A 23,758-nucleotide genomic window follows, 5' to 3' on the forward strand; every position below is an offset into this window, starting at 1 on the left:
GGCTTCGCCCCTCCCCGCGCAACACGCCATTCCCTCGTGTGCCAGGCTGTGCCCGCCAGAAGTCGGAACAGGACGTCGAAGCAGAGCTTCAGGGCAGGGCGTCGGACAAGGGAAACGGGGAGGGGAACGCGGGTGGCCGCGATGCAGCTGACACGCACCCACCGGATACTCATCGGGCTCGTGGTCGCCGGTGCGGTCCTCATCGCCGCGATCGGTTTCGCGGGTTCGTACGCGGCGGTGCGCGAGCTCGCCCTGCAGAAGGGCTTCGGGAACTTCTCGCTGGTCTTCCCGATCGGCATCGACGCGGGCATCTGTGTCCTGCTCGCCCTGGACCTGCTGCTGACCTGGATGCGCATCCCGTTCCCGCTGCTGCGTCAGACGGCCTGGCTGCTGACCGCCGCGACGATCGCCTTCAACGGCGCCGCGGCCTGGCCCGACCCGCTCGGCGTCGGCATGCACGCGGTCATCCCGGTGCTGTTCGTGGTCTCCGTCGAAGCCGCCCGCCACGCCGTGGGCCGGATCGCCGACATCACCGCCGACAAACACATGGAGGGCGTGCGGCTCACCCGCTGGCTGCTCTCCCCCGTGCCGACGTTCCGGCTGTGGCGGCGGATGAAGCTCTGGGAGCTCCGGTCGTACGAGCAGGTCATCAAGCTCGAACAGGACCGGCTCATCTACCAGGCCCGCCTCCAGGCCCGCTTCGGCCGCAACTGGCGCCGCAAGGCACCCGTCGAATCCCTGATGCCGCTGCGCCTGGCGAAATACGGCGTTCCGCTGGCCGAGACCGGTCCGGCCGGTCTCGCCGCCGCAGGCATCGAACCGGCTCTGCTGCCCCCGGCCCCGGCCCTGGTCGAACCGGGCGAGTTCCAGCCCGAGTTGCCGTACGCCGAGCCCCATCCCCAGCAACAGCACCCGCAGTACGAGCAGCAGCACACCCACCCCTCCGACCCGGCCGCCGTCGAGGAGTGGCCCCAGGAGGGCCCCGGCTCGCACGAGAGCCCGTGGTTCGCGGCGCCCCAGGTGCCGGACGACGCGTACGAGAGTGCGTACAACCCGACGTACGTCGAAGGCCTGGAGCCCACCCCGGTCATGGTCCCGTCGGGCCCCGGCGGCCGCACCCGCCCCCTGGGCAACGTGGGCACCATCGGCGCCGTCCCGGGCCCCCGCGCTGCGGAACCCCAGCCGGAGCCCCGATCCGAGGAGCCGGAGCCGGAACCCCGGCCCGCGCAGCAGCCGGAGCCCGACCCCTCCGAATGGGCCGAGGCCGAAGTCGAGTTCAGCAAGATCGCGTACGAGGTGTTCACCGCGTACACGCACGCGCACCAGGACTACCCGAGTGCGGAGGTCCTCGACATACATCTCTCGGACGGTCACAACGTCCGGCATCCCCGCAGCGCGGCCCTGCTCCGCCGCCTCCTGCCGGGGTTCAAGCAGCGCTTCGACAACGAGATGGCGGAGAACCACATCGCGTAGGACCCCGCCGGGCCCGTCCGGCGTCCGAGGACGGAACCGGCGACGGCGGAGGGCCGTCACCCGAATCACCGGGTGACGGCCCTCCGTATCGAGTACCCCTAGGCGCCCAGCAGCATCCGCACCCGGTCCGCCCCCACGGCCAGCAGCAGTGTGGGCAGCCGCGGCCCCGTGTCGCGGCTGACCAGCAGCCGGTACAGCAGCGCGAAGAACGACCGCTGCGCGGCCTTCAGCTCGGGCGTCGGCTTGGCGTCCGGCTCCAGCCCCGCCAGGATCTTCGGCACGCCGTAGACGAGCGTGGTGAGCCCGTCCAGCGACCAGTGCGAATCCAGTCCTTCCACGAGCAGCCGCAGCGACTGGCGGCCCTGCTCGTCCAGCGAGCCGAGCAGTTCCTTGTCCGGCTCGCCGCGGACGATCGTGCGGGCCTCGGCCGGGACCTGGCTGGTGATCCAGTTCTCGGCGCGGTCGAGCCGGGGCCGGGCCTCGTCCAGCGAGGTCAGCGGGTTCTCCGGGTCCAGCTCGCTCAGGATGCGCAGCGTCTGCTCGTCGTGCCCGGCCGTGATGTCGACGACCGAAGCGAGCGTGCGGTACGGCAGCGGGCGCGGCGTACGCGGCAGCTCGCCGGCGGCCGTGCCGATGGCCCTCGCGTACGCGGCGGCGTCGGCCGACAGCACCGAGCCGTCCGCGACCTTGCGCGCCAGCGAGTCCCACTCGTCGTAGAGCCGCTGGATCTCCTGGTCGAAGGCGATCTTGAAGGACTGGTTGGGCTTGCGGCGCGCGTACAGCCAGCGCAGCAGCGGCGCCTCCATGATCTTCAGTGCGTCGGCCGGGGTCGGCACGCCGCCCTTGCTGGAGGACATCTTCGCCATGCCGGAGATGCCGACGAAGGCGTACATCGGGCCGATCGGCTGTACGCCGTCGAAGACCTCGCGCACGATCTGGCCGCCGACGACGAACGAGGAGCCCGGCGAGGAGTGGTCCACGCCGCTCGGCTCGAAGATCACGCCTTCGTACGCCCAGCGCATCGGCCAGTCGACCTTCCAGACCAGCTTGCCGCGGTTGAACTCGCTCAGCCGGACGGTCTCGGCGAAGCCGCAGGAGGTACAGGTGTAGTTCAGCTCGGTGCTGTCGTCGTCGTACGACGTGACGGTCGTGAGGTCCTTCTCGCAGTTGCCGCAGTAGGGCTTGTACGGGAAGTAGCCGGCCGAGCCGCCGCTGCCGTCGTCCTCGCCGGCCGCACCGGAGCCCGCCTCGGCCTCCAGCTCGGCCTCGTCGACCTTCTTCTGCTGCTGGGGCTTCTTGCCCTTGCCCGCGGCCGCCGGGTCCTTCTTCGTCCGGTACCGGTCGAGGACGGCGTCGATGTCGGCGCGGTGCTTCATCGCGTGCAGGATCTGCTCGCGGTACGCGCCCACCGTGTACTGCTCGGTCTGGCTGATGCCGTCGTACTCGACGCCCAGCTCGTCCAGCGCGGCGGTCATGGCGGCCTTGAAGTGCTCGGCCCAGTTCGGGTACGTGGACCCGGCCGGGGCGGGCACCGAGGTCAGCGGCTTGCCGATGTGCTCGGCCCAGGACTCGTCGACACCCGGGACACCGCCCGGAACCTTGCGGTAGCGGTCGTAGTCGTCCCAGGAGATCAGGTGCCGGACGGTGTACCCCCGGCGGCGGATCTCGTCGGCGACCAGATGCGGGGTCATGACCTCGCGGAGGTTGCCCAGGTGGATCGGGCCCGACGGGGAGAGGCCGGACGCGACGACGACCGGTTTGCCAGGCGCACGACGCTCCGATTCGGCGATGACATCGTCCGCGAAGCGGGAGACCCAGTCGGTCTCGGTGCTGCTCTGACTCTGAGCCACGGTCTGCACGTCCTTCTCTCTTGTAGGACTCGTAGGAACACCCTTGTGGGACTCGTAGGGGCACCGTCCATTCTCCCAGGTCCCACCGGCAGCGCGAAAACGGCTTTACAGTGCGTGGGATACTGGGCGTGATCCCTCGTACCCCTACGGAAACGGCAGCCCGTCCCATGCCTGAGCACGGCTCGGTCAATTCCCTCGCTTCCACGCTCCAGCAGCAGCTGGCGGACGCCCTGACGGCAGCTCTGCCGGATGCCGGCACCGCGGACCCGCTGCTGCGACGAAGCGACCGGGCCGACTTCCAGGCCAACGGCATCCTGGCCCTCGCCAAGAAGCTCAAGGGCAACCCGCGCGAGCTGGCGTCCCAGGTCACGGCCGCGATCCCGGCGGGCGGCCCGATCAAGGAGATCGAGGTCTCCGGCCCCGGCTTCCTGAACGTGACGCTCACCGACCGGGCGATCATCGAGACCCTCGCCGCGCGTGACGCGGACGACGAGGGCCGCCTCGGTGTCCCGTACAACAGCGCCGCGGGCACCACGGTCGTCGACTACGCGCAGCCGAACGTGGCCAAGGAGATGCACGTCGGTCACCTCCGTTCCGCGGTGATCGGTGACGCGATGGTGCAGATCCTGGAGTTCACCGGCGAGACCGTGGTCCGGCGCCACCACATCGGCGACTGGGGCACCCAGTTCGGCATGCTCATCCAGTACCTGATCGAGCACCCGGGCGAGCTGAACCACGAGAGCGCCGGCAGCGCGGCGGACGGCGAGGCCGCCATGTCCTCCCTGAACCGGCTCTACAAGGCGTCGCGGGTGCTGTTCGACTCCGACGAGGAGTTCAAGGCCCGCTCCCGGGACCGGGTCGTGGCGCTCCAGGCCGGTGACGAGGAAACCCTCTCCCTGTGGCAGCGCTTCGTCGACGAGTCGAAGATCTACTTCTACTCGGTCTTCAACAAGCTCGACATGGAGATCCGCGACCCCGACATCGTCGGGGAGTCCGGCTACAACGACATGCTGGAGGAGACCTGCCGCATCCTGGAGGAGTCGGGCGTCGCCGTCCGCTCCGAGGGTGCGCTGTGCGTGTTCTTCGACGATGTGAAGGGCCCGGACGGCAACCCGGTGCCGCTGATCGTCAAGAAGGCGAACGGCGGTTACGGCTACGCGGCGACGGACCTCTCCGCGATCCGCGACCGGGTCCAGAACCTCAAGGCGAACACCCTGCTGTACGTCGTGGACGCCCGGCAGGCCCTGCACTTCAAGATGGTCTTCGAGACGGCCCGCCGGGCCGGCTGGCTGAACGAGGACGTCAAGGCCGTGCACCTCCCCTTCGGCACGGTGCTCGGCAAGGACGGCAAGCCGTTCAAGACCCGTGAGGGCGAGACGGTCCGGCTGGCCGACCTCCTGGACGAGGCGATCGACCGGGCGTCCGCCGTCGTGCGCGAGAAGGCCAGGGACCTCACCGAGGACGAGATCACCGAGCGTGCCACGCAGGTCGGCATCGGCGCGGTGAAGTACGCGGACCTGTCGACGTCGGCCGCCCGCGACTACAAGTTCGACCTGGACCAGATGGTGTCGCTGACCGGCGACACGAGCGTGTACATCCAGTACGCGCACGCCCGTTCCCGCTCCATCAAGCGCAAGGCGGGCGAGCTGAAGCCCCAGCCGCACCCCGAGCTGGAGCTGGCCCCGGCCGAGCGCGCGCTGGGCCTGCATCTGGACCAGTTCGGCGAGGTCGTGGCCGAGGTCGCCGCCGCGTACGAGCCGCACAAGCTGGCCTCGTACCTCTACCAGCTGTCGTCGCTCTTCACGACGTTCTACGACCAGTGCCCGGTGCTGAAGTCCGACGTCCCGGCCGATATGGCCGAGAACCGTCTCTTCCTCTCGGACCTCACCGCCCGCACCCTGCACCAGGGCATGGAGCTGCTCGGCATCAGGACCCCCGAGCGCCTCTGACCGGGACGTCCGCCGTACGCACCGGCCCGGTGGCCGTGACCGCTAGGGTCTTTCGTTTGGATCAGGCCGGATCAGGGAGCGGGGTCTGGTGCTGTGGATCGCAAGGCGGAGGAGGGAGGCATGGCGGAGCCATGCCGACCGACGACAACGCGGCGAGGCGCAGTGCCAGGGCCCGCGAGCCCGGCGTGATCCAAACGAGAGACCCTAGTCCCACTCCTTGGTCACCCACTGGGCCGTGTCGTACCGGTACATGTACTTCGGCCGTGCCTGGATGCTGCTGGTACGGAACGGCTTCCCACCGTCGTCGATGCGCAGCGTCCCCTTCCGACCGCCGCTGCTCCACTCCAGCTCCAGGTACCAGCTGACGTCGTGCCCTTCGACATGGGCGTCGAGGTCGAGCACCTCCACATCGGTGGAGGACACCCGGAACGGGAAGTCCTTCGGCGGCACCCGCTTGTCCTCCTGCTGCCCCGCCACCGGGGTGAGGGCCGGCCGGCTGTCGTCGAGGTCGATGTCGAAGGACTGCGGGGTGATGCCGCTCCCGCAGCCCTCCCCCATCGAGTACGCCGACCATGGCAGCGGCGCCTTCCGGGACAGCGTCCGCACATGCAGTCCGTTCAGCACGACGGCCTCCCCCGACTTCCCCTGCACGGTGAGTTCGAGCTGCATGCTGCCGCCGTCCACCCCGCCGAGCGCCCTGGCCCAGCCGCGGGTGTCCTGCGGCGGGGGCGGCGGAGGCACGTCGTTCGGCTTCTGGTCCAGCACGTAGTGCTGGCCGCAGGGCTCTTCCCAGTTGTACGAGCTGATGGTGGCGCTCAGCGGCACGCCCCCGCCCGTCTGCGCACCCGGCCTTGCTCCCGCGCCCGCGCCGTGCCCGGTGGGCGCGGAGGCGGGGGCGGAGCCCGACCCCGGGGACGGGGTGGTCGCGGCACCGGACTTGCCGGGCTTGCCGGGCTTGCCCGACGGATCCAGCGTGCCGGGCGACGCGGACACGCTCTCGTCGCCGTCGGGCGGCGCGGGTACGCCGTCCACGGCGGGAGTATCGCTGAGGCCGCCGGTGTCCTTGCCCGAGAGATTGCTGATGACGACCGTGGTGGGCACGGTGAGCGCCACGACGGCGACGGCCGCGAGCAGGACGCGCGTCCGCGCGGAGGACCAGGGCCGCCGGGGCCGACTCGCCCCGGCCGTCACGATCTCGGGCGCGGGCGCTTCGTCGTCCTTGTCCTCGCCTGCGTCCCGGTCCTCGGGCGAAGCCACAGCCTCGGACGCAGCTACCGGCTCGGGAACAGACGTGGAATCAGAAACGGGAGCCGGAAGGGAATCGGGAACGGAAGCAGGACGCCGTCTCGCCGCATCGGCCACGATCCACCGCCGGTGCAACTCCACCAGCTCGTCCGGGCTCGCCCCGCACAGCCGCCCCAGCCGCTCCACCGGCGCGTACTCATTGGGCACGGCGTCACCGTTGCAGTACCGGTGGAGCGTCGATGTGCTGACGTGCAGTCTTCCGGCGAGAACCCCGTAGCTGTGCCCCGAACGGTCCTTCAGTTCCTTCAGCAGAGCCGCGAATTCCCCGGCCTCCGGCGTCGCCACTACGGCGTTCCCCCTCCTGGTGCGTCCCGGAACACCGTTCCAGGGACGTGGAATCTGCCCAGGTCACAGTACGCGCAAGCATTCCAGCTTCCCCAATGGGCCGTTCGGCGTTGCGGCCGGAATCCGCCGTCCCGCAGTCTGTGACCACACCGCAGAGACCACCGGGACGACACAGTGCGAACCCGTTTCCGCATCGAGTTGATCGATGCCGTGGCAATTGGCGTAGTGACCGTGTCGACCGTGATCGTCATGGTCCTTATCTGCCATCACTGACTGAACGACCTCACCAACACATACGGGGAGTACCACCATGCGCAGCAACCGCATCCGCACCACCGCCCTCGCCGCGACCGCCCTCCTGGCCGCCCTCTCACTCACCGCCTGCAGCGACAACGGCAGCGGTGACAACGGCAAGGCGGGAGCGGCGGCTCCGGCAGGGAGCACTGTCGACCAGCAGTCCCCGGCCGCCACCGCGCCGGGCTCGGGCAAGGACGCCAAGGACGCCAAGGACACCGGCGGCACGTCCGACACCCCGGCCGAGAACACGGCGGCCCACTCCAAGGGCTCCACCTCCGTCACGAGCGGCCGGAAGAGCAACACCGGCGCCACCGGCAACAGCTCCCCCGTCACCTGCACCGGCAAGAACACCAAGGTCACCGTCAGCAAGGTGAGCCGCCCCATCAACCACCTGCTGCTCACCGCGACCAACACGGGCAACCGCCCCTGCTACGCGTACCACGCGCCGGCGCTCCGCTTCGACGACGCCCAGGCCGCCTTCCCGGTCCTCCGCGACAGCATCCCGCAGGCCGTGGTCACTCTTGAGCCGGGTCAGTCCGCCTACGCGTCCATCGGGCTGTTCGGTGAGTCCGACGGCAAGGACCTGTACAAGGGCAAGCACCTGACGGTGTACTTCACCTCGAAGAGCAACTCGGGCTCCACGGGCTCCCCGGCAGAACTGACGCTGCCGGCCAACACCTACTGGGGCGACAACGGCTTCGTCACCTACTGGCAGAGCAACATGGCCGACGCCCTCACCTACTGACCTCTCACGCATCGAAGCACCAACTCGCCGTCCCCCGAGGGCAGTAGATCGTAGAATCTTCGATCGAAACCTGAAGGGGGCGACGTGCGTACGAACACGGGTGTCGGGCCGACGGCATCGGCCATACGGGCAGCAGCGGCCACCACGGCCGCGACTGCCGCAACGCTGGTGCTGATCACCGGCTGCGGCAAGGTGGCGGACCCTTACGCATCGGACAAGGAGTCCAGCAGCCCCACCGCCTCGCCGACCCCGAGCGTGAACCCGTCGTACGGCACGCTGTACCTCGCCGAGAACGAGTGCGCGGCCCCCGAGCCCGGCCAGAAGGACGTCTACCGCGAGGTCCCGTGCGGCGGCCCCGAGGCCGTCGCACGGGTCACCTACCGGATGGAGACCGGCAAGGCCTGGCCGTTCTCGGCCACCAGCTGCCCGGAGACCACCGACTTCGTGATCGATGTGCCGATCAGCCTCGCCATGCTGGAGGGAACGCGCGCGACCGGCGAAGGCTACGCCTGCATGCGCAACCTGAAGCCTCCACACCCCGGAGACCCGGGCGGGGGCGGCGGCCCCAGGATCGAGGTCGGCGACTGCGTGCACAGCGGCCCGAAGAAGAACGACGCCATCGAGGAGGTCGCCTGCCGGACCAAGGGCAAGAAGAACGGCGCGACCCACAAGATCATAAAGATCCTTGAGGACACATTCCTGGGCGGCTTCAGCGACCCGTGCGACTACAAAGCCGACGCCGTCTTCACCGAGAACCCGATGTTCGACTCCGACCTGGCCAAGAACGACCGCGTCCTCTGCGGCAAGAAGCTCTGACTCACGCGACCGGGGAGCAGCACCGCCACCGGCCCCGGCCCCGGCCCCTGCTCGGCCGATCGCGTCGATCCTCGTCGAGGGCTTCGCGCCGCACGTCCGCTACACCGGCATCTCTCCCCTACCGGATCTGCAACATGGTCTTCGGCGGCCTCACGCCCCTCGCCGCGGTCTCCCTCGCAGCAGCCGCGGGCGGTCACTACCGGCCGCCGGCCGCCATGCTGATGGCCATCTCGGTGATCGGTATCGTGTGCACAGCCCGCCTCCACCGGCTCGGCAGGACACAGGCCGAGACAAAGCCCAGGACACCGGCGGCACACGAGGCGGTGCCGACCGCTACATAACCGGCTGCGGACGCGCGTTCCCCTGCCCGCCCCGCGGGCAGGGGAACGCGTACGTTCAGGCACTCAAGGGGACAGTCATGCACAAGGCGCGCGAACAACAGCACCACAGAACCCGATTAGCCCGCCTGAAATCGCAGCGCACACTGCTGTACCCACTGACCCTGGCAGCCCTCCTGCCGCTCCTCGTCACAGTATGGGTCGGCAGCAACACCCGAAAACTGATCACAGGCGAGTCCGCCACCGTCCGCACCGTCACGGAGTGCGTGGAAGGCGGCGGACAACAAGGGCCCTCCCACTGCTACGGATCGTGGGCGTTCGGGGACGGCCGTACAGCGGCCGGCGAGATCAGCGGCGCCAAGGTGTCCGCCGGTGACACGATCTTCGCGGGCAACGGCTGGGCGTACGACTCCACCTCCCCGCTCCACTGGCAGATATGGGTTCCGGTCACCCTCTTCGGCGCCGCACTCGTCGTACTCGCGGCCGCCTGGCTGAACCACCGCAGGAACCCGGGCAAGCCCGCCCCCGGTTAGCATCGGCCGCATGGCGATGTTCGTGCACCTGACACCCATGGCGAACGCGGCGCGCATACGCCGTTCCGGGATACGGGCCACCAGCCACGGCCGCGACGGCTCACGGGGCCTCTACTGCTTCCCCGTCCTCCCTTCGTACACCCTCACTCACCAGTGGCTGCGCGAACTGGCCCGGCACGGCGGCCCGCGCGGTCTCGTCGCCGTACACATACGGCTGCCCGACGACGAACCCGTCACCCTGGGCCGCTACAACGGCAGCCCCGCAGCCACCTCAGCCGCCGAGGCCGTCCGCCGCACAGCAGCCCTGGACGACCCGCGCGGCTGGGAGGTGTTCGTCCCCCGCGCGGTCACCAAGCGAGAAGTGCACCGCCTGCGTACCGTCAAGCAGGTCACCGGCTGGCGCTACTTTCCCGACTCCAACGGCAGAACGCCCTGCACCTGCTTCGGTTGCAGAGTGCGCGGAGAGTACGGCTCACAGCGCCTGCGCAGGCGCCGGCCGCACCCCCTCGACGGTCCGGCACCCGCAACCCCGGTCCTCCTGCGCCGGATCGCCGCAGCGGGAAATCCGGGCGATGCATCACAACTCACCGACACCCTCTACTGGTTCGGCATGCGCCGACGCGGTCCGGTCGATCAGCTGGCCCATCTCGCGGACCACCCGGACCCACGCGTCCGCGAGGCTCTTGTCCGAGCCGTCGCCAACTGGTCGACACCGGGCGTCACGGAACTCCTCCACCGCCTCGCCCAGGACCCGGACGCGGACGTCCGGGAGGCCGTCGAGTCCACCGCGCCCGAACAGCAGTCCCAGTAGGAGGCGGCTCGGCCCTCCGGTCGGCGCCCACCGCGTTCCAAAACCCTCATGCGCCGCCTCTCGTGGTTCTGGGACCATGCCCGGATGGCCCACCCTCTCGAACCCCTGGTCATCCGGCACACCCACCGCCTGCCTGCCCCCTTGGGACCTGCCGGGCAGGGAAGCGTCGCAGCGCGGCAGTTCGACGTCGCACTGATGTCCGTGGGCTTCAAGCTCTCGGCGGACCTGCTGGAGCGTCTGTCGGGGCTGTCCGAGGAAACGGTCGTCGCCACCGCCGCGCGCACGCTGGACACCGTCCGCGAGATGGCCGGCAACCACGTCCAGCACAACGTCTACTTCATCGACTTCCCGGCCAACGTGCCGGACACCGCCGACTTCTGGATGCGGTGCATCGCCCGGGCGCTCACCGACGACACCTCGCGCGACGGCACACTCGCCCAGCTCCGCACCGGTGTGGTCGACCTGCTGACCCTCCCGTCGTACGGCACCTACCAGCACACGTACGCCGAGATGCTGGCCGCCCACGACGAGCTGATCGCCGCCGCGGGCGACCGCACGACTGTCGTGCACCTGGGCGGCACCCCGGACGACGAGGTCACCACCCTGTACCTGGCCCTGGCGGGCAGCACCACTCCGCTCGGCGAAGAGGACCTGCGCGACCTTCGCTCGCTCGCCGAGCACTGCGTCGACAGCCCCCAGCCCGAGGCGATCCCGGTACGGGAGAACCGCGCCGTCATCAACGTCGCCCGCCTGCACGCCGGCCGGGACCTCCTCCTGGACACCGTCACCGACGTACTCCGCCTGGCCTGCGCACTCTCGAACGGCGACGTGGCCCTCCTGGAGCCGACCCGCTTTCGGTCGCTGCCCCGACCGGTCCGCCGCGCCCTGCTCGCCGGCCTCGACTCGGTGGTCGCGGCCGCCCCCGCCAAGCTCGCCGACGTCACCGCGCACCGCGAGGCGTTCAAGCGCCTCGGCGAGCGCCTCCATCCGCACGAGTACCCGCGATGGCCGCACGCCGCCGTTGTGTTCGCCGTCGCCCGGGGCGAGAAGGAGGCCCGGTCCTTCGACAGCCACATCGATGAACTGCTCCGCTCGAACGACGTCACCGGGGCGACGCAACTGCTGAAGACCGCCCCGGGCAAGCTGTTCCGCTCCCTGGACCGCCTGCTGCGCACGTGCCTCACCCAGGACGAGCGCGATGCTGTCGTGGCCGCTGCCGAGCAGGTCGCCCCGCAGGTCTCCGGCCGGGTCCTGTTGTCGGTGCGCGAGCACCTGCACAACCGCGCCCGGGAGACCGGTGAGCGCCGCGTCTTCGTCAACCGCCGCGGCGGCGCCTGGGTCACCGCAGACAACCGTCCCCCCTCGCTGCCGCCCGAGTGCAAGCGCCTCATCGACGTCCTGGACGCCGAGACGCGCCGCCGCCTCCCGGAGCCGGGGCACCTGCTCATCGATCCCGACATCCTCGATGTCGCGCTCCCGCTCAGCGGCAAGGCGACGACCGCCGGCCTGGGCGTGCTGCCTCGCGGCTCCCTCTCCCCCGTCGACGGTGAACTGCTGCGCTTCTTCGTCTACTGGAAGCAGAAGAGCCACGACACCGACTACGACCTGTCGGCGCTGATGCTCGACGCCGAGTACGCGACCGTCTGCTGGCTGTCGTACACCTCCCTCACCGAGACCGAGGGCGAGCACTCCGGTGACATCACGGAGGCACCCCTGGGCGCCTGGGAGTTCATCAACTTGCGCCTGAACGCCGTACGCGGCACCTTCATCGTCCCGCAGGTCGACATCTACTCGGGGGAGGGCTTCGAAGCGGTCGAGGAGTCGTTCTTCGGCTTCATGCTGCGCGATGCCCAGCAGCGGGGCCTCCCCTTCGAGCCGCGCACCGTGCGCATGAAGTCGGAGCTGCGGGGGCCGGGCAGGGTCGCGCTGCCGTTGGCGTTCCTGCTCGGGAGCGACGGCCGCTGGCGCGCCAAGTGGCTCCACCTGTACCTCCGGGGCACCCCGAACGCCAACCGGGTCGAGGAGAACCAGGTGTCGGTCGCTACGCTGCTGCGCGGCATCGTCGAGCGCGACTACCTCACGGTGCGCCACCTCACCGACCTGATGGCCGACCGCGCCACGGCCATCACGCTGTGGGACGGCACGACGATCCCGGACGGCCCCGTCACCTACATCGGCCTGGAACGCCCGGACGGACTGCATCCGGGCTCCCTGATCGTCACCCCGGAAAATCTGCGCGCCCTGATCCCCGGCTGACTGCTAGCGTTGGCCCCGGCGAGGCCATGGATGGACTTCCTTCTCAGAACTCTCCGCACTAGTCCCTCCGCTTTCCTTGCCCTCGACGTAACGCCGGGGTGCCGAACGGCACTCCGGCGTCGTTGTATCGCCGCCTGGGACTGTGCGTGCCCGGTCAGCGTGTACGTCGCGTGGTACTCGTCGCGCCGGGCATCTGCCCACAACGCGCAGCCCTTCGCCTCCGCGATGCCGTGCGTGCGCGGCAGGGGTGTGCTGGTGCGAGAAGGGGAAAGGCGACACGGCCCGCCTGGACCGCCCCTCGGCACGATCTTCATCAGTCTTCCAGTTGATCGATTCCAAGGGGCATCTATGGTTCCGGGTGACGGACAAGCCTCGCTGATCCCTGCAAAGGTCAGCTCCTGTGGTGGCAGTCGGGTCCGGCGGACGGCCCTCATCCTGGGACGGCCGACGAGAGTAGACACGTGCCATGAATACAGGCACAGATGAGGAGCACGGCCAATGACCAGCGACAATCGCATAGGACCGCCCAGCTTTGGCAGCGAACGCGATACGTTGCGGGCCTTCCTCGACTACCAGCGTGCGACCCTCGCCATGAAGTGCGAAAGACTTACCGACGAGGAGCTGCGGCAGCAGTCAATGCCCCCGTCGACGCTGTCGCTGCTCGGCCTGGTGCGGCACATGGCAGAGGTGGAGCGCGCGTGGTTCCGTCGGGTGTTCGAGGACAACGACGCGCCCATGGTCTGGTCCGACAAAATCGACTTCCAGGCGGCGTACGACGCGAGCGCGTCGACCAGGGCCGAGGCGTTCGCAGCCTGGGAGGCCGAGATGGAGAACTCGCGCCGCATCGAGCGGGAGGCTGAATCTCTGGACCTGGCCGGGCATCAGCCAAGATGGGGCGAGGAGGTATCGCTGCGGATGGTGATGGTGCACGTGCTTTTGGAATACGGCCGCCACAACGGGCACGCGGACTTCCTGCGTGAGGGTGTCGACGGGACCGTGGGCGCCTGAGTCCGCTGGAGGCCCCGATCTCAAAATGCTGATCGCTTCCAGAGAATCGCCTGCGTGTCTGGAAGGTGCTTACGCTCCCGGGCATGACCAAATTCTTCGCCACTGTGTGCCTGCCGCCGACCGCGCCTCGGAAGGTTCCACAGGCGATAGCTGCCACCATGGCGCCCTACAACGCCAACCTCACCGAGGAATGGAATCCGGTCGGCCACTGGGACTGGTGGGCCATCCACTCCAGCGCGGGCAACGCCTACCTCGTGTTGCCTCCGCACGACGGCGACCGCAGGCTCGTCACGGCCTCAACCGTGCCGCGCAGGAAGGCCAAGCTCGATGCCCTGGGGCCGCTGGAATGCTACGGCGGGCCTCGGGGTCTGCTCGACTTCGACGGTATGCGAAAACGAGCGGCGCGCACGCATGACGCCCTGCTCGCCGCTTGGACCGAGCTGACTGCTATACACCCGCCGGCCCGCCCGCTCGCCGACTTCCTCGCTCGCCACGAAGCCGATCCTGAAAGGTACTCCCTGGCAGACGCCAGAAAGGAGCATCTGGCCCAGCCGCTGGTGCAGGACGTGGCCCAGCGGGCCGTCGCGGGAGACCCGCACTTTGACACGTCGTTCCTGCTCAACGACCCGGTCGCATACTTCGCGCAGGAACACGAGGAAGCCCGGCTGTGGTCGGTCCGGTGCGCCGTGCCCGGCTTCGCCCTGGTCACCCTTGATGGCGCCTGGATGGACGCGGACACAGACGGCTACTGGGAACAAGCCAACCGCTATCTCGACGGCCTCGACGCCGAGGCCGTCGTCCTCGACCTACTCTGTCACTCCTGAGTCGTCAGACCGGGCCGACCCATAGAGGTCAGCCCGCCGACTGGGCGGCGGGAGCCCATGATCGCCCGGACAGGCTCTAGCCGAACTCGCACCACACCACCTTGCCCGGGTTCCGCTCCCCGACCCCCCATAGATCCGCCAGCGCCACCACGATCACCAGCCCGCGCCCCGACTCCCCGTCCGGCTCCCGCACGCCCGGCTGCCCACCCCCGCTGTCGTGGACCTCGACCCGCAGCAACTTCCCCTCTTCACGCAGCAGCAGCCGCACCCGATACCCCCGCCCCGGCGGCACCCCGTGCACCAGAGCATTGGTGGCCAGCTCGCTCACACACAGCAGTACGTCATCCAGCCGCGCACCGAACCCCCAGTCGGTGACAGCACCTCGTACGAACTCCCGGGCGGCAGGCACCGATCGGCGCTCACGCCGGTAGAACCGCTCACGCAGCAGCGAGAGTTGCATCGTCTCGTTCATGGGACGAGAGTCACACTCCGTGACTACGCTGCCGCAGTATGCGCACTCGTACAGATTTCTTGTACGGGCCGTGCGCGCGTGACGTACGCACGTAGGTGGGAGTTCGATCCGTATGCACCCCAGGAAACGGCAGCGCAAGAACGCGTCGGCGATGAAACTCGTGGGCAAGCTGGTCGGCGTGTTCCGCACTGCGGCCGGCCTGACCCAGGCCCAACTCGCGGACCGGGTCGGCCACCAGGTGGAGACGATCGCCTCCATCGAACAGGGCAGACGCGCGCTGCTGCCGGAACTGGCCTGCAGGTTGGACCGGTTACTGGAGACGAAGGGGGCACTGGAGACGGCGGTGGGGAACATGCCGGAGGTGGATCTGATCCCGGCGTGGGTCGAGGAGTACCTGGACCTGGAGCGCGAAGCCCTGGCCCTGTCCTGGTACGACAACCAGGTGCTCCCCGGGCTCCTCCAGACGGAGCCGTACGCACGGGCCGTCTTCCGCAACCGCGTTCCCGTCTTCAGCGAGGACGAGATCGCCGTCCAGACCACGGGGCGCCTCAAGCGCCAGGAAATCCTGCACCGCACCACGCCCCCGACCATCAGCTTCGTCGTCTGGGAACCGGTCCTGATGCTCCAACTCCTGGACGACGATGGGCATGCGGAGCAGCTGCGCCACCTGCGGGCGTGCGCCACGCTCCCCGGCATCTGCATCCAGGCCCTGCCGCTGAACAGCCGGACCCACGCCGGACTCGACGGCCCCTTCATCCTGCTGGAGACACCGGACTACCAGCACGTCGCTTATTCCGAAACACAACGCGGCAGCCTGCTCGTCTCGGACCCCGACGAGGTCAGCATCCTCGCCCAGAAATATGCGATGCTGCGAGCCCAGGCCCTCAGCCCCGAAGACACCCTGGGCCTGTTGGACCGTCTGCTGGGAGAGCAATGAGCACTGCACGTGAGTGGTTCAAGTCCAGCTACAGCGGCAGCGAAGGCGGCGCATGCCTCGAAGTCGCCTACGAATGGCGCAAGTCCAGCTACAGCGGCAGCGAAGGTGGCGAATGCGTCGAGGTCGCCGCCCACCCCACCGCCATCCACGTCCGCGACTCCAAGAACCCCGACGGCCCCACTCTCACCGTCGCGCCCACCACCTGGACGGCCTTCGCCGGCTTCGCCGCCGACCGGCGACTCGTCTGAGCCCACGGGAGGGACACCACCGCATGGCTGTCATCCACCACACCACACTGACGCCCACCAAACTGGAACTCCTCTCCTCCTGGCTGCCCGCGCAGCCCTGGTACCGCGGCAAGGCGGGGCAGCAGCCGGAGCTGGCCAGGACCGGCGGGTTCCGGCTGGACGACCCGGAGGGCGAAGTCGGCATCGAATTCATGGCGGTCACCGACTCCTCGGGGGACCAACCGATCACGTACCAGGTGCCGTTCAGCTACCGTGGCGCCCCGATCGCGGGCGCCGACGAAGCACTCATCGGCACGACGGAGCACGGAGTGCTGGGGCAGCGTTGGGTGTACGACGGGACGCGTGACCCGGTCCTCGTCGCCCAGCTGTTCGCACTGATCGTCGGCGAGGCCGAGCCACAGATGCAGAGCACGAGCGACACCCCCGACCCGTCCGTCACCGGTTGGTTCGCGGAGACCGGCGCCACGGCGGCGATTGCCGACACGGCCGCGACCGACGACCCGGGCGGTACGAACCTCATCGTGAAAACGGCGGCGGACGGGCGCCGGCTGGCCATCCACATCAACCGCGTTCTCCAGCCCGGTCAGGACACCGACGAGCAAGCACTCGGTCACGTCACCGCGGACGTGCCGCTGCCCGACGGTACTGCGGCACGCACCGCGTTCGTCGTCGTCCACGCACACCCGTAGTCCGAACCGTCGTGCCTCCAGCGGGATGGCCGGTGGCAGGACCACCGTGAGGTCATCGATGCGAACGCCTTCACGTTCCGTACCGGATCACAGTGGGTGCACGTGCCCGGGAGGTGCGGCACCTGGCGGGGCGTCTGCAACCGGCTGCGGATGTGGGCCACCAACGGCATCTGGGAGCGGGTGTTCACCGCTCTGATGTCCCAGGCCGATGCGGGGCGCGTCGTAACCGGCGTCCGCGACGACGAGGATGTCCGGGTCCCCCGTCTGCCGCTGCCCCGCCGTGATCAATCGCTCGACGGGTTCGTGCAGCTGCCGGGCGGCGACGGTGGCGGTGTCGGCCGTGCACACCACCCCTACTCGGTCGTGTGCGTGGGGTAGACCTCGACGTCGGTGTAGGCGCCCTTGATGTCCCCTGCGCCCGCGGGCCACTTCAGGTTCACGGTGTGGGCCTCGTTCGGGGGCGTCACCAGGATGTTGGTCGGGGACGCGAGGCTCTTGCCGGTGTTGTCGATGTCGTAGGCGAGGTTGAAGACGGCGGCGTCGCCGGGCTTCAGGGTGGTGATACGCGGCTGGGCGTGGCCGCGCTCGATGGGGTTCGAGGTGTGGTCGGCGTCCTTGATGTCGACGCCCGCGAAGCCCGTGGCCGAGCAGGTGGTCGAACCGCGGTTGATCATGGTGATGTCGATCCGGCCGGAATCCTTGTCGGGCGCGGCGTCCCTGGCGTCGATGGCCAGGTCTTCCGTCTTGCAGAACGTGATCTTGGCGCTGGTCTTCGTCGCGCCGTTCGAGGCTGCCTCTGACTTGGTGTCCTCACCGGAGCCCGCCTTCGCGTTGCCGGCCTCCGAGCCGCCGGAGCCCGAGCCGCCCTCCGACTTCGAGCCACTGTCCGAGGACGAAGAAGACGAGGACGAGGACGAGGAGCCCTCGGAGGACGAGTCCTTCCCGGAGCTGTCGCTGCCACAGGCGGTGAGCGAGAGAGTGGCGGCGACGCCGATGGCAGCGAGAGCGGCGATACGGGTGTACTTCACGGTGTTCCCCCAGGAATAGCGCGGTGCATGTGGTCGGAAGTATTTGTATCTCGCACCGAGTCACAGGCGGTCCTCCGCGACGTCTTCGTTCTGTCACAGGCGCATTGGCCTCTCGGTCCGCCCAAGAGCTGTCCCGTAATTGCCGAAAAGCAAGCAACCGTATGCGGCAGCCGGGCGGCCTCAAGTTTCAAGATCCTCAGTCACAGGGCTGATCGACGAAGGGTTTCCTGCCACTCGTTCATCACGTCGCGGGCCTCGTCCAGTGCGGGATCGCGGCTCCCGCCGGGCGCGTATGCCAGGGACCGGTCCACGTGGAGCGGCACATGGGCGCAGTAGAGGTACGACAAGACCGCCACCTCCTACGAAGCGGTGGTCAGCCTGGCGTCGATCCTGCTCTGGGCGAGACCCGTTTACAGACGGGGCCTGGCTCACTTGCGCTCAAGTGCGGCCCGCACGGCCTCGGCGTCCGTGCCCTCGGTGTCGACCAGGTTGGCCGTCTGATCGACGAGCCACGCACCCTGTTCGCCGGGAACGAGCCGCAGCGCGGTGTGAACGGTGCCGAAATTCCCTGTACCGGTCGCCAAGGTCACCCGCAGTCCGATTCCCGCCGGGTGCGGACCGAAGGCCGAGACCTCGACCGCCTCACCGGTGCTCACCCGCGCGTCCGAGTAGTCGCCGAGCCGGGGCAAACCAGTGATTTCGACGCACTCGGCGACAGTGTCCGCCCCCAAACTCTGCCGCAGGCGTTCGGTCCGGGCTTCGCAGGCGGCCTCCCAGTCCTGATCCACCGAGGCATGCTGGAAGGCCCGCGCGGCCTCGATCGCAGCCGCCGCACGCTCCTTGCTCCCACCACCGCCACCGCTACCCGTGTCGGCGCAACCGGCCGACGACAGGCTCACCGCCATCACGAGCATCCCAGCGGCACGTCCAACCCGAGCAGCCACGCCCCGTCCCCTCATCGGCCCTCCCCAGCGCCTTTTGGAGGATTACAACACGGGGCCGGAATCGGGTGGTCTGAACGATGCGGCCTGGCGGCCATAGGGGACTGCGGGAGTCCGGAGGCCGCCCGCAGCCCGGCCGCTGTCAGTGGCCGCGTCTAGAGTCGCGGACATGGCGACGCTCCCGAATCCGCTTCCTTCACTGGCCACCTCCGGGGTCCAACTACCGCCCGGTGCACTGGTCGACGCGACGATCGACGGGCCGTGGCACGAGCCGCTGCTCTGGTACGCCGACGAGCCCGCCTCCCCCGGGACATGGGCCGAAATGCGCGCCGCAGGACGGCCGGTCGGGCTGCTCCCCGTGCTGATCGACGGCGGGAGGCGCGACCAGTGGCCCGAGACCTGGGATCTCATGCCGGACAGTGCGTCGTACCCCGGCGACCACGACGCCGAGGAGGTGCTCGGCGAGTACTGGGCGGATTGCGCACCCGACGAGCTCGACGCCGCCGACGAGTGGCCGGGGCTGGCACCCTCCCCGGCTGCCGACGGGCCCGACAAGCCGGACGATCTGGCGGCCGCGATAGCGGACGAGTGCACCGGCCCGGACGGCTGGTACCCCGGTACGCGGGCGGCGCTCGTCCCGGCTCGCCGCAGTGCGGACATCCCGGCGGCGATCGGCTGGTCGGGACCGGTGAACTACGAGGACGACGTGGCCCGGCTCTGCGCGGTGCTCCGCTCCTGGGAGGACCGCTTCGGCATACGGGTCGTGGTGCTGGGCTTCGACACCCTGACCGTATCGGTCGCGCGTCCGCCCACCACCGTGGCCGAGGCGCGGGCGCTGGCCGCCGAGCACTTCGCGTTCTGCCCGGACAACATCAACCAGAACCCGCCGTACGACCTGGACGTCTATGCCGAGAAGCGGCTGCTGAACCAGGAGATCTGGTCGTTCTGGTGGGACTGAGTACGACAACTCATGCGGGCTTCCCTGACGTCGAGTTGACTCGTACGCATGCCCGAAGACGTCATGAACGCCCGTCCCCAGCGTGCCTGGATCGCGTCGCTGATCTCCACGATCGTGACGCTGCCGCTCGCGTTCTTCGCCCTGGTTTTCGGCGGGGTCTCGCCGATGGCCTGCGACTCCTGCTCGCAGGCCGATTCCGACCGGTTCGACAGCAGCTTCGGTCCCGCCTGGACCGTTCTCTGCTGCGGTCTGGTTCTGGCACTCGTCGTACTGGTGGCGAGCTGGGTGTTCTGCCGTCGCAAGCCTCCGGCCGGTGTCGCCCTCGCCGTGTCCGCACCCGGAACTGTTTTCTTCGCGTGGGTGATGTTCATGGCCCTGGTCGACTGGCCCTGACAGAAAGCACCGGCATGAACCGAACGGTCGAGGACCTCGACCGCCTCGTCGAGGAGTTCCGCGCCCTGCCCGCCGCCGACGACCGCAAGCGCGAGATCGTCGCGGAACTGGACGATGTCCCCGACGCGCTGCCCTTCCTGATCGCGGTCGTCGCCGACCCGGGGGAGTACGACCTCGCCCGCGTCGAGGCCGCCACGATCCTCCGTCTGTGGCCCCGGACGACCCGGCCACCCGCCGCGCCGCGGGCCGGGGCTTGCTGACCGCACTGCATGACCCCGAGGAGGACCTGGTCCGCGAGTATGCGGCCGGGGCTCTCGGCCCCTACGCCGACGACCCGGCGGTCGACCAGGCCCTGACCACCGCCCTGCGGTCCGACGAGGAGCCCCTCGTACGGGACAACGCCCTGGCCGCCGTCGAGGAGGTGGGCCCGAGCGATGCCCGTACCGACGTACTGCGCGCCCTCGTCCAGGACCCCGGCCTCGGCCGGGCGGCGGCCCGCATCCTGACGGCGTGGGGCCGGAACCCGGACACTCCGGCCCCGAGCCCCCTCTCTCCGGCTACTGAATCCGGAAACTGTCCACGATCAGGTAGTCGCCCGTCTTCATGACACCCCTGAGGGTGTGCACACCTGGGGCCAGCCCGGTCCGGCTGAAGACGGTCTTCTGATGCACGCGCGTGGCGTTGTAGTTGTCGATCGTGCCCACGGACCGGCCGTCGATGAAGAGCTCGACCTCGCCCTCATCGGTGTTGACCTGGGTGATGAGATCGATCGCGGTCCCGTTGAAGGCGAGCTCGAAGGAGTCCCCCTTGCCCTGGGTGGCGTGCACATCGTCGGCCCAGCCGCCCGCGCCGCCCCGGAACCTGTTCTTCCAGTCCCAGCCGGTGCCGGTGTAGACGACGCCGGAGGTGTTGTTGATCTGCTGGACTCCGGTGGGCTTGCGCAGGGTCACCTGGGCGGACGACTGATTCCGCCAGACCTTCAGCGTGACATCGGCTCCGGGGGCGGTCTGGTTGTACGCGAGCCAGAAGCTGTCGCGGTCGGTGACCGGCCGGCCGTCGATCTCCCGGATGACGTCATTGGCGCGCAGCCCCTGCCGGTACGCCTCCGAGGTGCTCGGAACGGAGGCGAGATGCAGGCCGTCGGTGTCGGTCAGTCCGGTGGCGGACTTGATCGCGTCGGAGTAGATCCGTGTCACCGGAACGCCGAGCAGCGGTTCCGGAAGGGCGTCCAGGGTGTCGGTGTCAGGAGCCTCCGTGGGCCAGGTGAGCGGGGGCGGGGTGGGGGATCCGGCCTTGCCGAAACCGTCCATCGCGATGTTGTGGAAGCCGAGTGCCAGGGCGGGTGAGTCGGGCTGGACGGTGTAGTCGAGCTTGGCCGGGTCGGCGAACGGGGAGGCGCCCGCGAACTTCGGGTCGGCGATCACTGAGCGGGTGTCCAGCCCGTTCGCCCGCCAGGCGTCGTTGAGGCCCTGGACGGCCCCGCCGTCGTTCCAGAACAGGTTGTCATTGATGACGGGCTTGCTTCTGGCCATGTCGACCTGAATCAGGCTGTAGGGGGTGTCGGTGACGAAGACGTTCTTCTCGACGACGTCGCCGCTGTCCGCGAACCAGACGTGGAAGTGCGCGCCGCCGTTGACGAAGACGTTGTTGCGTACGGTCCGGTGAAAGCCTTCGCGGAGCTTGACCCCGCCGTTGAGCAGCAGGTTGTCCTCGATGAGGTAGTTCGAGCTGCCGTCGTCGAGGTCGATGTCCCAGTGCGAGGAGTGCCGGATCCGGTTGTGGCGGATGACGGTGGTCTCCATCGCGTCCAGCTTGGCGTACGACTTCTTCGTCGCGTCGTCGGCGGACAGCGGCCAGAAGCGGTCCCGGCCCCAGGAGTTGAAGGGGCCGTGGTCGGACGTCTCCTTGACGCAGTTGAAGATGTCGTTGTTCTCGATGAGGTGGCCGCCCCACGTACCGTCGTTGATGTCGACGCACGCGCGGGGACCGTCGTGGATGGTGTTGCCGTCCACGGTGACGCGGCGGCTCATCGATATCTGCACGCCGGAGGTCTGCTTCTCGAACTGCCCGTTGTCGTGCATGTAGTTGTCGCGGACGCTGATGTCACGGGGGTAGTTCTCGGTCTTCGGTCCGGGCCGGGTGTCGCTGATGGTCCTGCGCATACTGTCCCAGGTGGAAGGCTCGCGGACCGCGTCCGGGTTGCCGATGACCGCGACGTCGGAGGCCCCCGAGTGGCTGAACTCATTGCCCGAGACGACGTCGTGGTTGTTGTACCCGTCGACCAGGAGCGCGTTGCCGCCGAGCTGGTCGAAGTGTGAGTCGCGTACGGAGACGTTCTCGGTGTTCTTCAGATGGACCGCTGCCGCTCGCGCAAGGGCCCAGTCCCCGAGCTGGAGCTTCTCGTACGGCGTGTTGAAGAGCGTGCGGTGGGTCTGGGTGAAGGTGAAGCCGGAGAGGGTCAGATGGCGGACGGCGTCGTCCGGCCCCTTGCCCGCCACCCGGATCAGTTCGTTCTGCTCGGCCGTCTCGACGCGGGCCCCGGCGGGATCGACGCCCGCGGGAGGATAGAAGTAGAGCTTCCCGGCGGGCTTGTCGTAGAACCACTCGCCGGGGGCGTCGAGCTCCTCGAAGACGTTCTCGACCATGCGGTACGTGCTGTGCAGGCCGCTGCCCCGGTTGTTGTCGCCGACCCACGCCAGCTCAGGCGTGCCGTCCGCCTTCACGCCGGTGACCTTGAAGGAGTTCCCGCCCCACATGCCGTCGTGCAGACCGCGCACGAGCGCTGTCGTCGGATTCTTCCAACGGGCCACGCGCTGGGCGGAGATGGCGTCCGCCGCGTAGCCGCCGAGGATCGTCGTGCTCGGATCGTGGTCGGGGTAGCGGGCGAGCGTCTGCCGCTGTCCGTCGAGGAAGAGGCCGTCGAAGTCGAGGCCGGCCCCGATGTCGGCAACCTTGACCGTGCCGGAGTAGGACCTCCAACGAGGTGCGAGTGCACGGCCACCGCTGAGCACGACGTGCTCGCCGGGCGCGGCGACGTAACGGACCGGAGCCTTGGCGGTACCGGAGTCGGCGGCGGTGAATTCCAGCGTGGACCGCAGCCGGTACGTACCACCGTGCACCACGACATCGACCGGTCTCCTCTCCCGCACACCTTTGCGCAATGACGTACGGACGGCCTCCTGAGCTCGCTCCAGTGTCCGGAACGGCTTCGCCGCCGAGCCCTTGGCCCGGTCATCGCCGTGGGGCGAGACATGAAAGGTGACTGCCTCATCACCACGGCTTCCGGCGGCGGCAGGCCCGGCAGGCAGTACGGCCAGCCCGGCGCCCAGCGCGGCGGTGGCCACGACGGCTGTCAGCGCTGAGGCCGGGCTTCGGCGGCGAGAGCGGGAACCTGGGACAGTGCGCATCGGCACTCCTCATCGACGGTCACATCGGGTCGGCTTCCATGAAAGTCAGGCATCCAATGTTTGCGCCCAACTTCTGCGTGTTGCACGGGGCAGTCGCGCCGAAAGCTATAAATACATCGGATGACCGTCAAGGGGTTGAGTCAAAAAGAGCCCCCCGTCCGTCCCGGAATCGGGACGGACGGGGGGCTCACCGGC

At 69.0% G+C, this 23,758-nt stretch carries 24 protein-coding genes and 2 pseudogenes; 18 read left to right on the forward strand and 8 right to left on the reverse strand.

Annotation, left to right across the window (positions count from 1 at the left end; genetic code table 11):
- Nucleotides 1-132: 132 nt before the first annotated feature.
- Complete coding sequence (locus GA0115254_RS30445) at nt 133-1,473, forward strand: DUF2637 domain-containing protein (RefSeq protein WP_093898490.1); 1,341 nt, start codon at nt 133-135, stop codon at nt 1,471-1,473.
- 98 nt (nt 1,474-1,571) lie between these two features.
- Here the strand turns inward: GA0115254_RS30445 and lysS are convergent, their stop codons facing one another.
- Nucleotides 1,572-3,332 (reverse strand): lysine--tRNA ligase, encoded by a 1,761-nt coding sequence (gene lysS / locus GA0115254_RS30450; RefSeq protein WP_176740361.1) that lies wholly within the window; start codon nt 3,330-3,332, stop codon nt 1,572-1,574.
- Between the two features lie 158 nt (nt 3,333-3,490).
- Here lysS and argS point away from each other — a divergent pair, with 158 nt between their 5' ends.
- Nucleotides 3,491-5,272, forward strand: coding sequence for an arginine--tRNA ligase (gene argS, locus GA0115254_RS30455; RefSeq protein ID WP_093898491.1), 1,782 nt, complete (start codon nt 3,491-3,493; stop codon nt 5,270-5,272).
- Between the two features lie 204 nt (nt 5,273-5,476).
- Here the strand turns inward: argS and GA0115254_RS30460 are convergent, their stop codons facing one another.
- Nucleotides 5,477-6,862: a helix-turn-helix domain-containing protein gene (locus GA0115254_RS30460; RefSeq protein WP_093898492.1), complete on the reverse strand. Its 1,386-nt coding sequence runs from the start codon at nt 6,860-6,862 to the stop codon at nt 5,477-5,479.
- Nucleotides 6,863-7,172: 310 nt separating this feature from the next.
- Between GA0115254_RS30460 and GA0115254_RS30465 the strand changes: the two genes are divergently transcribed.
- From GA0115254_RS30465 to GA0115254_RS30500, 8 genes are all read left to right on the forward strand, one after another.
- On the forward strand, nt 7,173-7,904 hold the full coding sequence (locus tag GA0115254_RS30465; protein WP_093898493.1) for a DUF4232 domain-containing protein: 732 nt from the start codon (nt 7,173-7,175) through the stop codon (nt 7,902-7,904).
- Nucleotides 7,905-7,988: 84 nt separating this feature from the next.
- Entirely contained in the window at nt 7,989-8,720 is a 732-nt protein-coding gene (locus tag GA0115254_RS30470; RefSeq protein ID WP_093898494.1) for a hypothetical protein, read from the forward strand.
- A gap of 134 nt (nt 8,721-8,854) precedes the next feature.
- Entirely contained in the window at nt 8,855-9,061 is a 207-nt protein-coding gene (locus tag GA0115254_RS30475; protein ID WP_093898495.1) for a hypothetical protein, read from the forward strand.
- Between the two features lie 77 nt (nt 9,062-9,138).
- Nucleotides 9,139-9,591, forward strand: a complete 453-nt coding sequence (locus tag GA0115254_RS30480) for a hypothetical protein (RefSeq protein ID WP_093898496.1) — start codon at nt 9,139-9,141, stop codon at nt 9,589-9,591.
- 10 nt (nt 9,592-9,601) lie between these two features.
- Nucleotides 9,602-10,402: a HEAT repeat domain-containing protein gene (locus GA0115254_RS30485; protein ID WP_176740362.1), complete on the forward strand. Its 801-nt coding sequence runs from the start codon at nt 9,602-9,604 to the stop codon at nt 10,400-10,402.
- Nucleotides 10,403-10,486: 84 nt separating this feature from the next.
- Complete coding sequence (locus GA0115254_RS30490) at nt 10,487-12,658, forward strand: TerD family protein (protein WP_093898528.1); 2,172 nt, start codon at nt 10,487-10,489, stop codon at nt 12,656-12,658.
- A 498-nt stretch (nt 12,659-13,156) separates the two neighbouring features.
- On the forward strand, nt 13,157-13,666 hold the full coding sequence (locus GA0115254_RS30495; protein WP_093898497.1) for a DinB family protein: 510 nt from the start codon (nt 13,157-13,159) through the stop codon (nt 13,664-13,666).
- An 83-nt stretch (nt 13,667-13,749) separates the two neighbouring features.
- Nucleotides 13,750-14,490, forward strand: a complete 741-nt coding sequence (locus tag GA0115254_RS30500) for a hypothetical protein (RefSeq protein WP_141720940.1) — start codon at nt 13,750-13,752, stop codon at nt 14,488-14,490.
- A 76-nt stretch (nt 14,491-14,566) separates the two neighbouring features.
- Here the strand turns inward: GA0115254_RS30500 and GA0115254_RS30505 are convergent, their stop codons facing one another.
- Nucleotides 14,567-14,962, reverse strand: coding sequence for an ATP-binding protein (locus GA0115254_RS30505; RefSeq protein WP_093898499.1), 396 nt, complete (start codon nt 14,960-14,962; stop codon nt 14,567-14,569).
- Nucleotides 14,963-15,113: 151 nt separating this feature from the next.
- Here GA0115254_RS30505 and GA0115254_RS30510 point away from each other — a divergent pair, with 151 nt between their 5' ends.
- The 4 genes and pseudogenes from GA0115254_RS30510 to GA0115254_RS47895 form a co-directional block, all read left to right on the forward strand.
- Nucleotides 15,114-15,899 (forward strand): helix-turn-helix domain-containing protein, encoded by a 786-nt coding sequence (locus GA0115254_RS30510; RefSeq protein ID WP_093898500.1) that lies wholly within the window; start codon nt 15,114-15,116, stop codon nt 15,897-15,899.
- Nucleotides 15,896-16,147: a DUF397 domain-containing protein gene (locus GA0115254_RS30515; protein ID WP_093898501.1), complete on the forward strand. Its 252-nt coding sequence runs from the start codon at nt 15,896-15,898 to the stop codon at nt 16,145-16,147. The genes GA0115254_RS30510 and GA0115254_RS30515 overlap by 4 nt, the downstream gene beginning before the upstream one ends.
- Nucleotides 16,148-16,170: 23 nt before the next feature.
- A complete protein-coding gene (locus GA0115254_RS30520; protein WP_093898502.1) occupies nt 16,171-16,836 on the forward strand; it encodes a maltokinase N-terminal cap-like domain-containing protein in 666 nt (221 codons plus the stop codon).
- Nucleotides 16,837-16,878: 42 nt separating this feature from the next.
- Nucleotides 16,879-17,010, forward strand: a pseudogene (locus GA0115254_RS47895) (transposase); the annotation flags it as partial.
- A 30-nt stretch (nt 17,011-17,040) separates the two neighbouring features.
- On the opposite strand, the pseudogene GA0115254_RS47900 reads toward GA0115254_RS47895, so the two are convergent.
- The 4 genes and pseudogenes from GA0115254_RS47900 to GA0115254_RS30535 form a co-directional block, all read right to left on the reverse strand.
- A pseudogene (locus tag GA0115254_RS47900) lies at nt 17,041-17,172 on the reverse strand (transposase); the annotation flags it as partial.
- A gap of 17 nt (nt 17,173-17,189) precedes the next feature.
- Nucleotides 17,190-17,864, reverse strand: coding sequence for a DUF4232 domain-containing protein (locus GA0115254_RS30530; protein WP_093898504.1), 675 nt, complete (start codon nt 17,862-17,864; stop codon nt 17,190-17,192).
- A gap of 200 nt (nt 17,865-18,064) precedes the next feature.
- Nucleotides 18,065-18,211, reverse strand: a complete 147-nt coding sequence (locus GA0115254_RS44805; protein WP_176740363.1) for a hypothetical protein — start codon at nt 18,209-18,211, stop codon at nt 18,065-18,067.
- An 81-nt stretch (nt 18,212-18,292) separates the two neighbouring features.
- Nucleotides 18,293-18,808, reverse strand: a complete 516-nt coding sequence (locus GA0115254_RS30535) for a hypothetical protein (RefSeq protein ID WP_141720941.1) — start codon at nt 18,806-18,808, stop codon at nt 18,293-18,295.
- A 166-nt stretch (nt 18,809-18,974) separates the two neighbouring features.
- On the opposite strand from GA0115254_RS30535, the gene GA0115254_RS30540 reads away from it, so the two are divergent.
- From GA0115254_RS30540 to GA0115254_RS30550, 4 genes are read left to right on the forward strand one after another with little or no spacing between them, the layout of a single operon-like run.
- Nucleotides 18,975-19,763 carry a DUF4253 domain-containing protein gene (locus tag GA0115254_RS30540; RefSeq protein WP_093898506.1) on the forward strand — a complete coding sequence of 263 codons (789 nt, stop codon included), beginning with the start codon at nt 18,975-18,977 and terminating at the stop codon, nt 19,761-19,763.
- Nucleotides 19,764-19,811: 48 nt separating this feature from the next.
- A complete protein-coding gene (locus GA0115254_RS30545) occupies nt 19,812-20,156 on the forward strand; it encodes a DUF983 domain-containing protein (RefSeq protein ID WP_093898507.1) in 345 nt (114 codons plus the stop codon).
- Between the two features lie 14 nt (nt 20,157-20,170).
- Entirely contained in the window at nt 20,171-20,416 is a 246-nt protein-coding gene (locus tag GA0115254_RS47905) for a hypothetical protein (protein ID WP_370740968.1), read from the forward strand.
- Nucleotides 20,365-20,763: a HEAT repeat domain-containing protein gene (locus GA0115254_RS30550; RefSeq protein WP_370740969.1), complete on the forward strand. Its 399-nt coding sequence runs from the start codon at nt 20,365-20,367 to the stop codon at nt 20,761-20,763. The genes GA0115254_RS47905 and GA0115254_RS30550 overlap by 52 nt, the downstream gene beginning before the upstream one ends.
- On the opposite strand, the gene GA0115254_RS30555 is transcribed toward GA0115254_RS30550, so the two are convergent.
- Nucleotides 20,714-23,563, reverse strand: coding sequence for a PDZ domain-containing protein (locus GA0115254_RS30555; RefSeq protein ID WP_093898508.1), 2,850 nt, complete (start codon nt 23,561-23,563; stop codon nt 20,714-20,716). The genes GA0115254_RS30550 and GA0115254_RS30555 overlap by 50 nt on opposite strands.
- Nucleotides 23,564-23,758: the final 195 nt, after the last annotated feature.

This window comes from Streptomyces sp. Ncost-T10-10d (assembly GCF_900091955.1).
Taxonomy (GTDB): domain Bacteria; phylum Actinomycetota; class Actinomycetes; order Streptomycetales; family Streptomycetaceae; genus Streptomyces.

Bases quoted from the DNA above. Each gene is read 5' to 3' on its own strand.
- GA0115254_RS30500 (WP_141720940.1), top strand. From the start codon at position 13,750: ATGACCAAATTCTTCGCCACTGTGTGCCTGCCGCCGACCGCGCCTCGG.
- GA0115254_RS30520 (WP_093898502.1), top strand. From the start codon at position 16,171: ATGGCTGTCATCCACCACACCACACTGACGCCCACCAAACTGGAACTC.
- GA0115254_RS47905 (WP_370740968.1), top strand. From the start codon at position 20,171: ATGAACCGAACGGTCGAGGACCTCGACCGCCTCGTCGAGGAGTTCCGC.
- GA0115254_RS30465 (WP_093898493.1), top strand. From the start codon at position 7,173: ATGCGCAGCAACCGCATCCGCACCACCGCCCTCGCCGCGACCGCCCTC.
- argS (WP_093898491.1), top strand. From the start codon at position 3,491: ATGCCTGAGCACGGCTCGGTCAATTCCCTCGCTTCCACGCTCCAGCAG.
- GA0115254_RS30475 (WP_093898495.1), top strand. From the start codon at position 8,855: ATGGTCTTCGGCGGCCTCACGCCCCTCGCCGCGGTCTCCCTCGCAGCA.
- GA0115254_RS30495 (WP_093898497.1), top strand. From the start codon at position 13,157: ATGACCAGCGACAATCGCATAGGACCGCCCAGCTTTGGCAGCGAACGC.
- GA0115254_RS30545 (WP_093898507.1), top strand. From the start codon at position 19,812: ATGCCCGAAGACGTCATGAACGCCCGTCCCCAGCGTGCCTGGATCGCG.
- GA0115254_RS30515 (WP_093898501.1), top strand. From the start codon at position 15,896: ATGAGCACTGCACGTGAGTGGTTCAAGTCCAGCTACAGCGGCAGCGAA.
- GA0115254_RS30540 (WP_093898506.1), top strand. From the start codon at position 18,975: ATGGCGACGCTCCCGAATCCGCTTCCTTCACTGGCCACCTCCGGGGTC.
- GA0115254_RS30490 (WP_093898528.1), top strand. From the start codon at position 10,487: ATGGCCCACCCTCTCGAACCCCTGGTCATCCGGCACACCCACCGCCTG.
- GA0115254_RS30505 (WP_093898499.1), bottom strand. From the start codon at position 14,962: ATGAACGAGACGATGCAACTCTCGCTGCTGCGTGAGCGGTTCTACCGG.
- GA0115254_RS30485 (WP_176740362.1), top strand. From the start codon at position 9,602: ATGGCGATGTTCGTGCACCTGACACCCATGGCGAACGCGGCGCGCATA.
- GA0115254_RS30480 (WP_093898496.1), top strand. From the start codon at position 9,139: ATGCACAAGGCGCGCGAACAACAGCACCACAGAACCCGATTAGCCCGC.
- GA0115254_RS30555 (WP_093898508.1), bottom strand. From the start codon at position 23,563: ATGCGCACTGTCCCAGGTTCCCGCTCTCGCCGCCGAAGCCCGGCCTCA.
- GA0115254_RS30510 (WP_093898500.1), top strand. From the start codon at position 15,114: ATGAAACTCGTGGGCAAGCTGGTCGGCGTGTTCCGCACTGCGGCCGGC.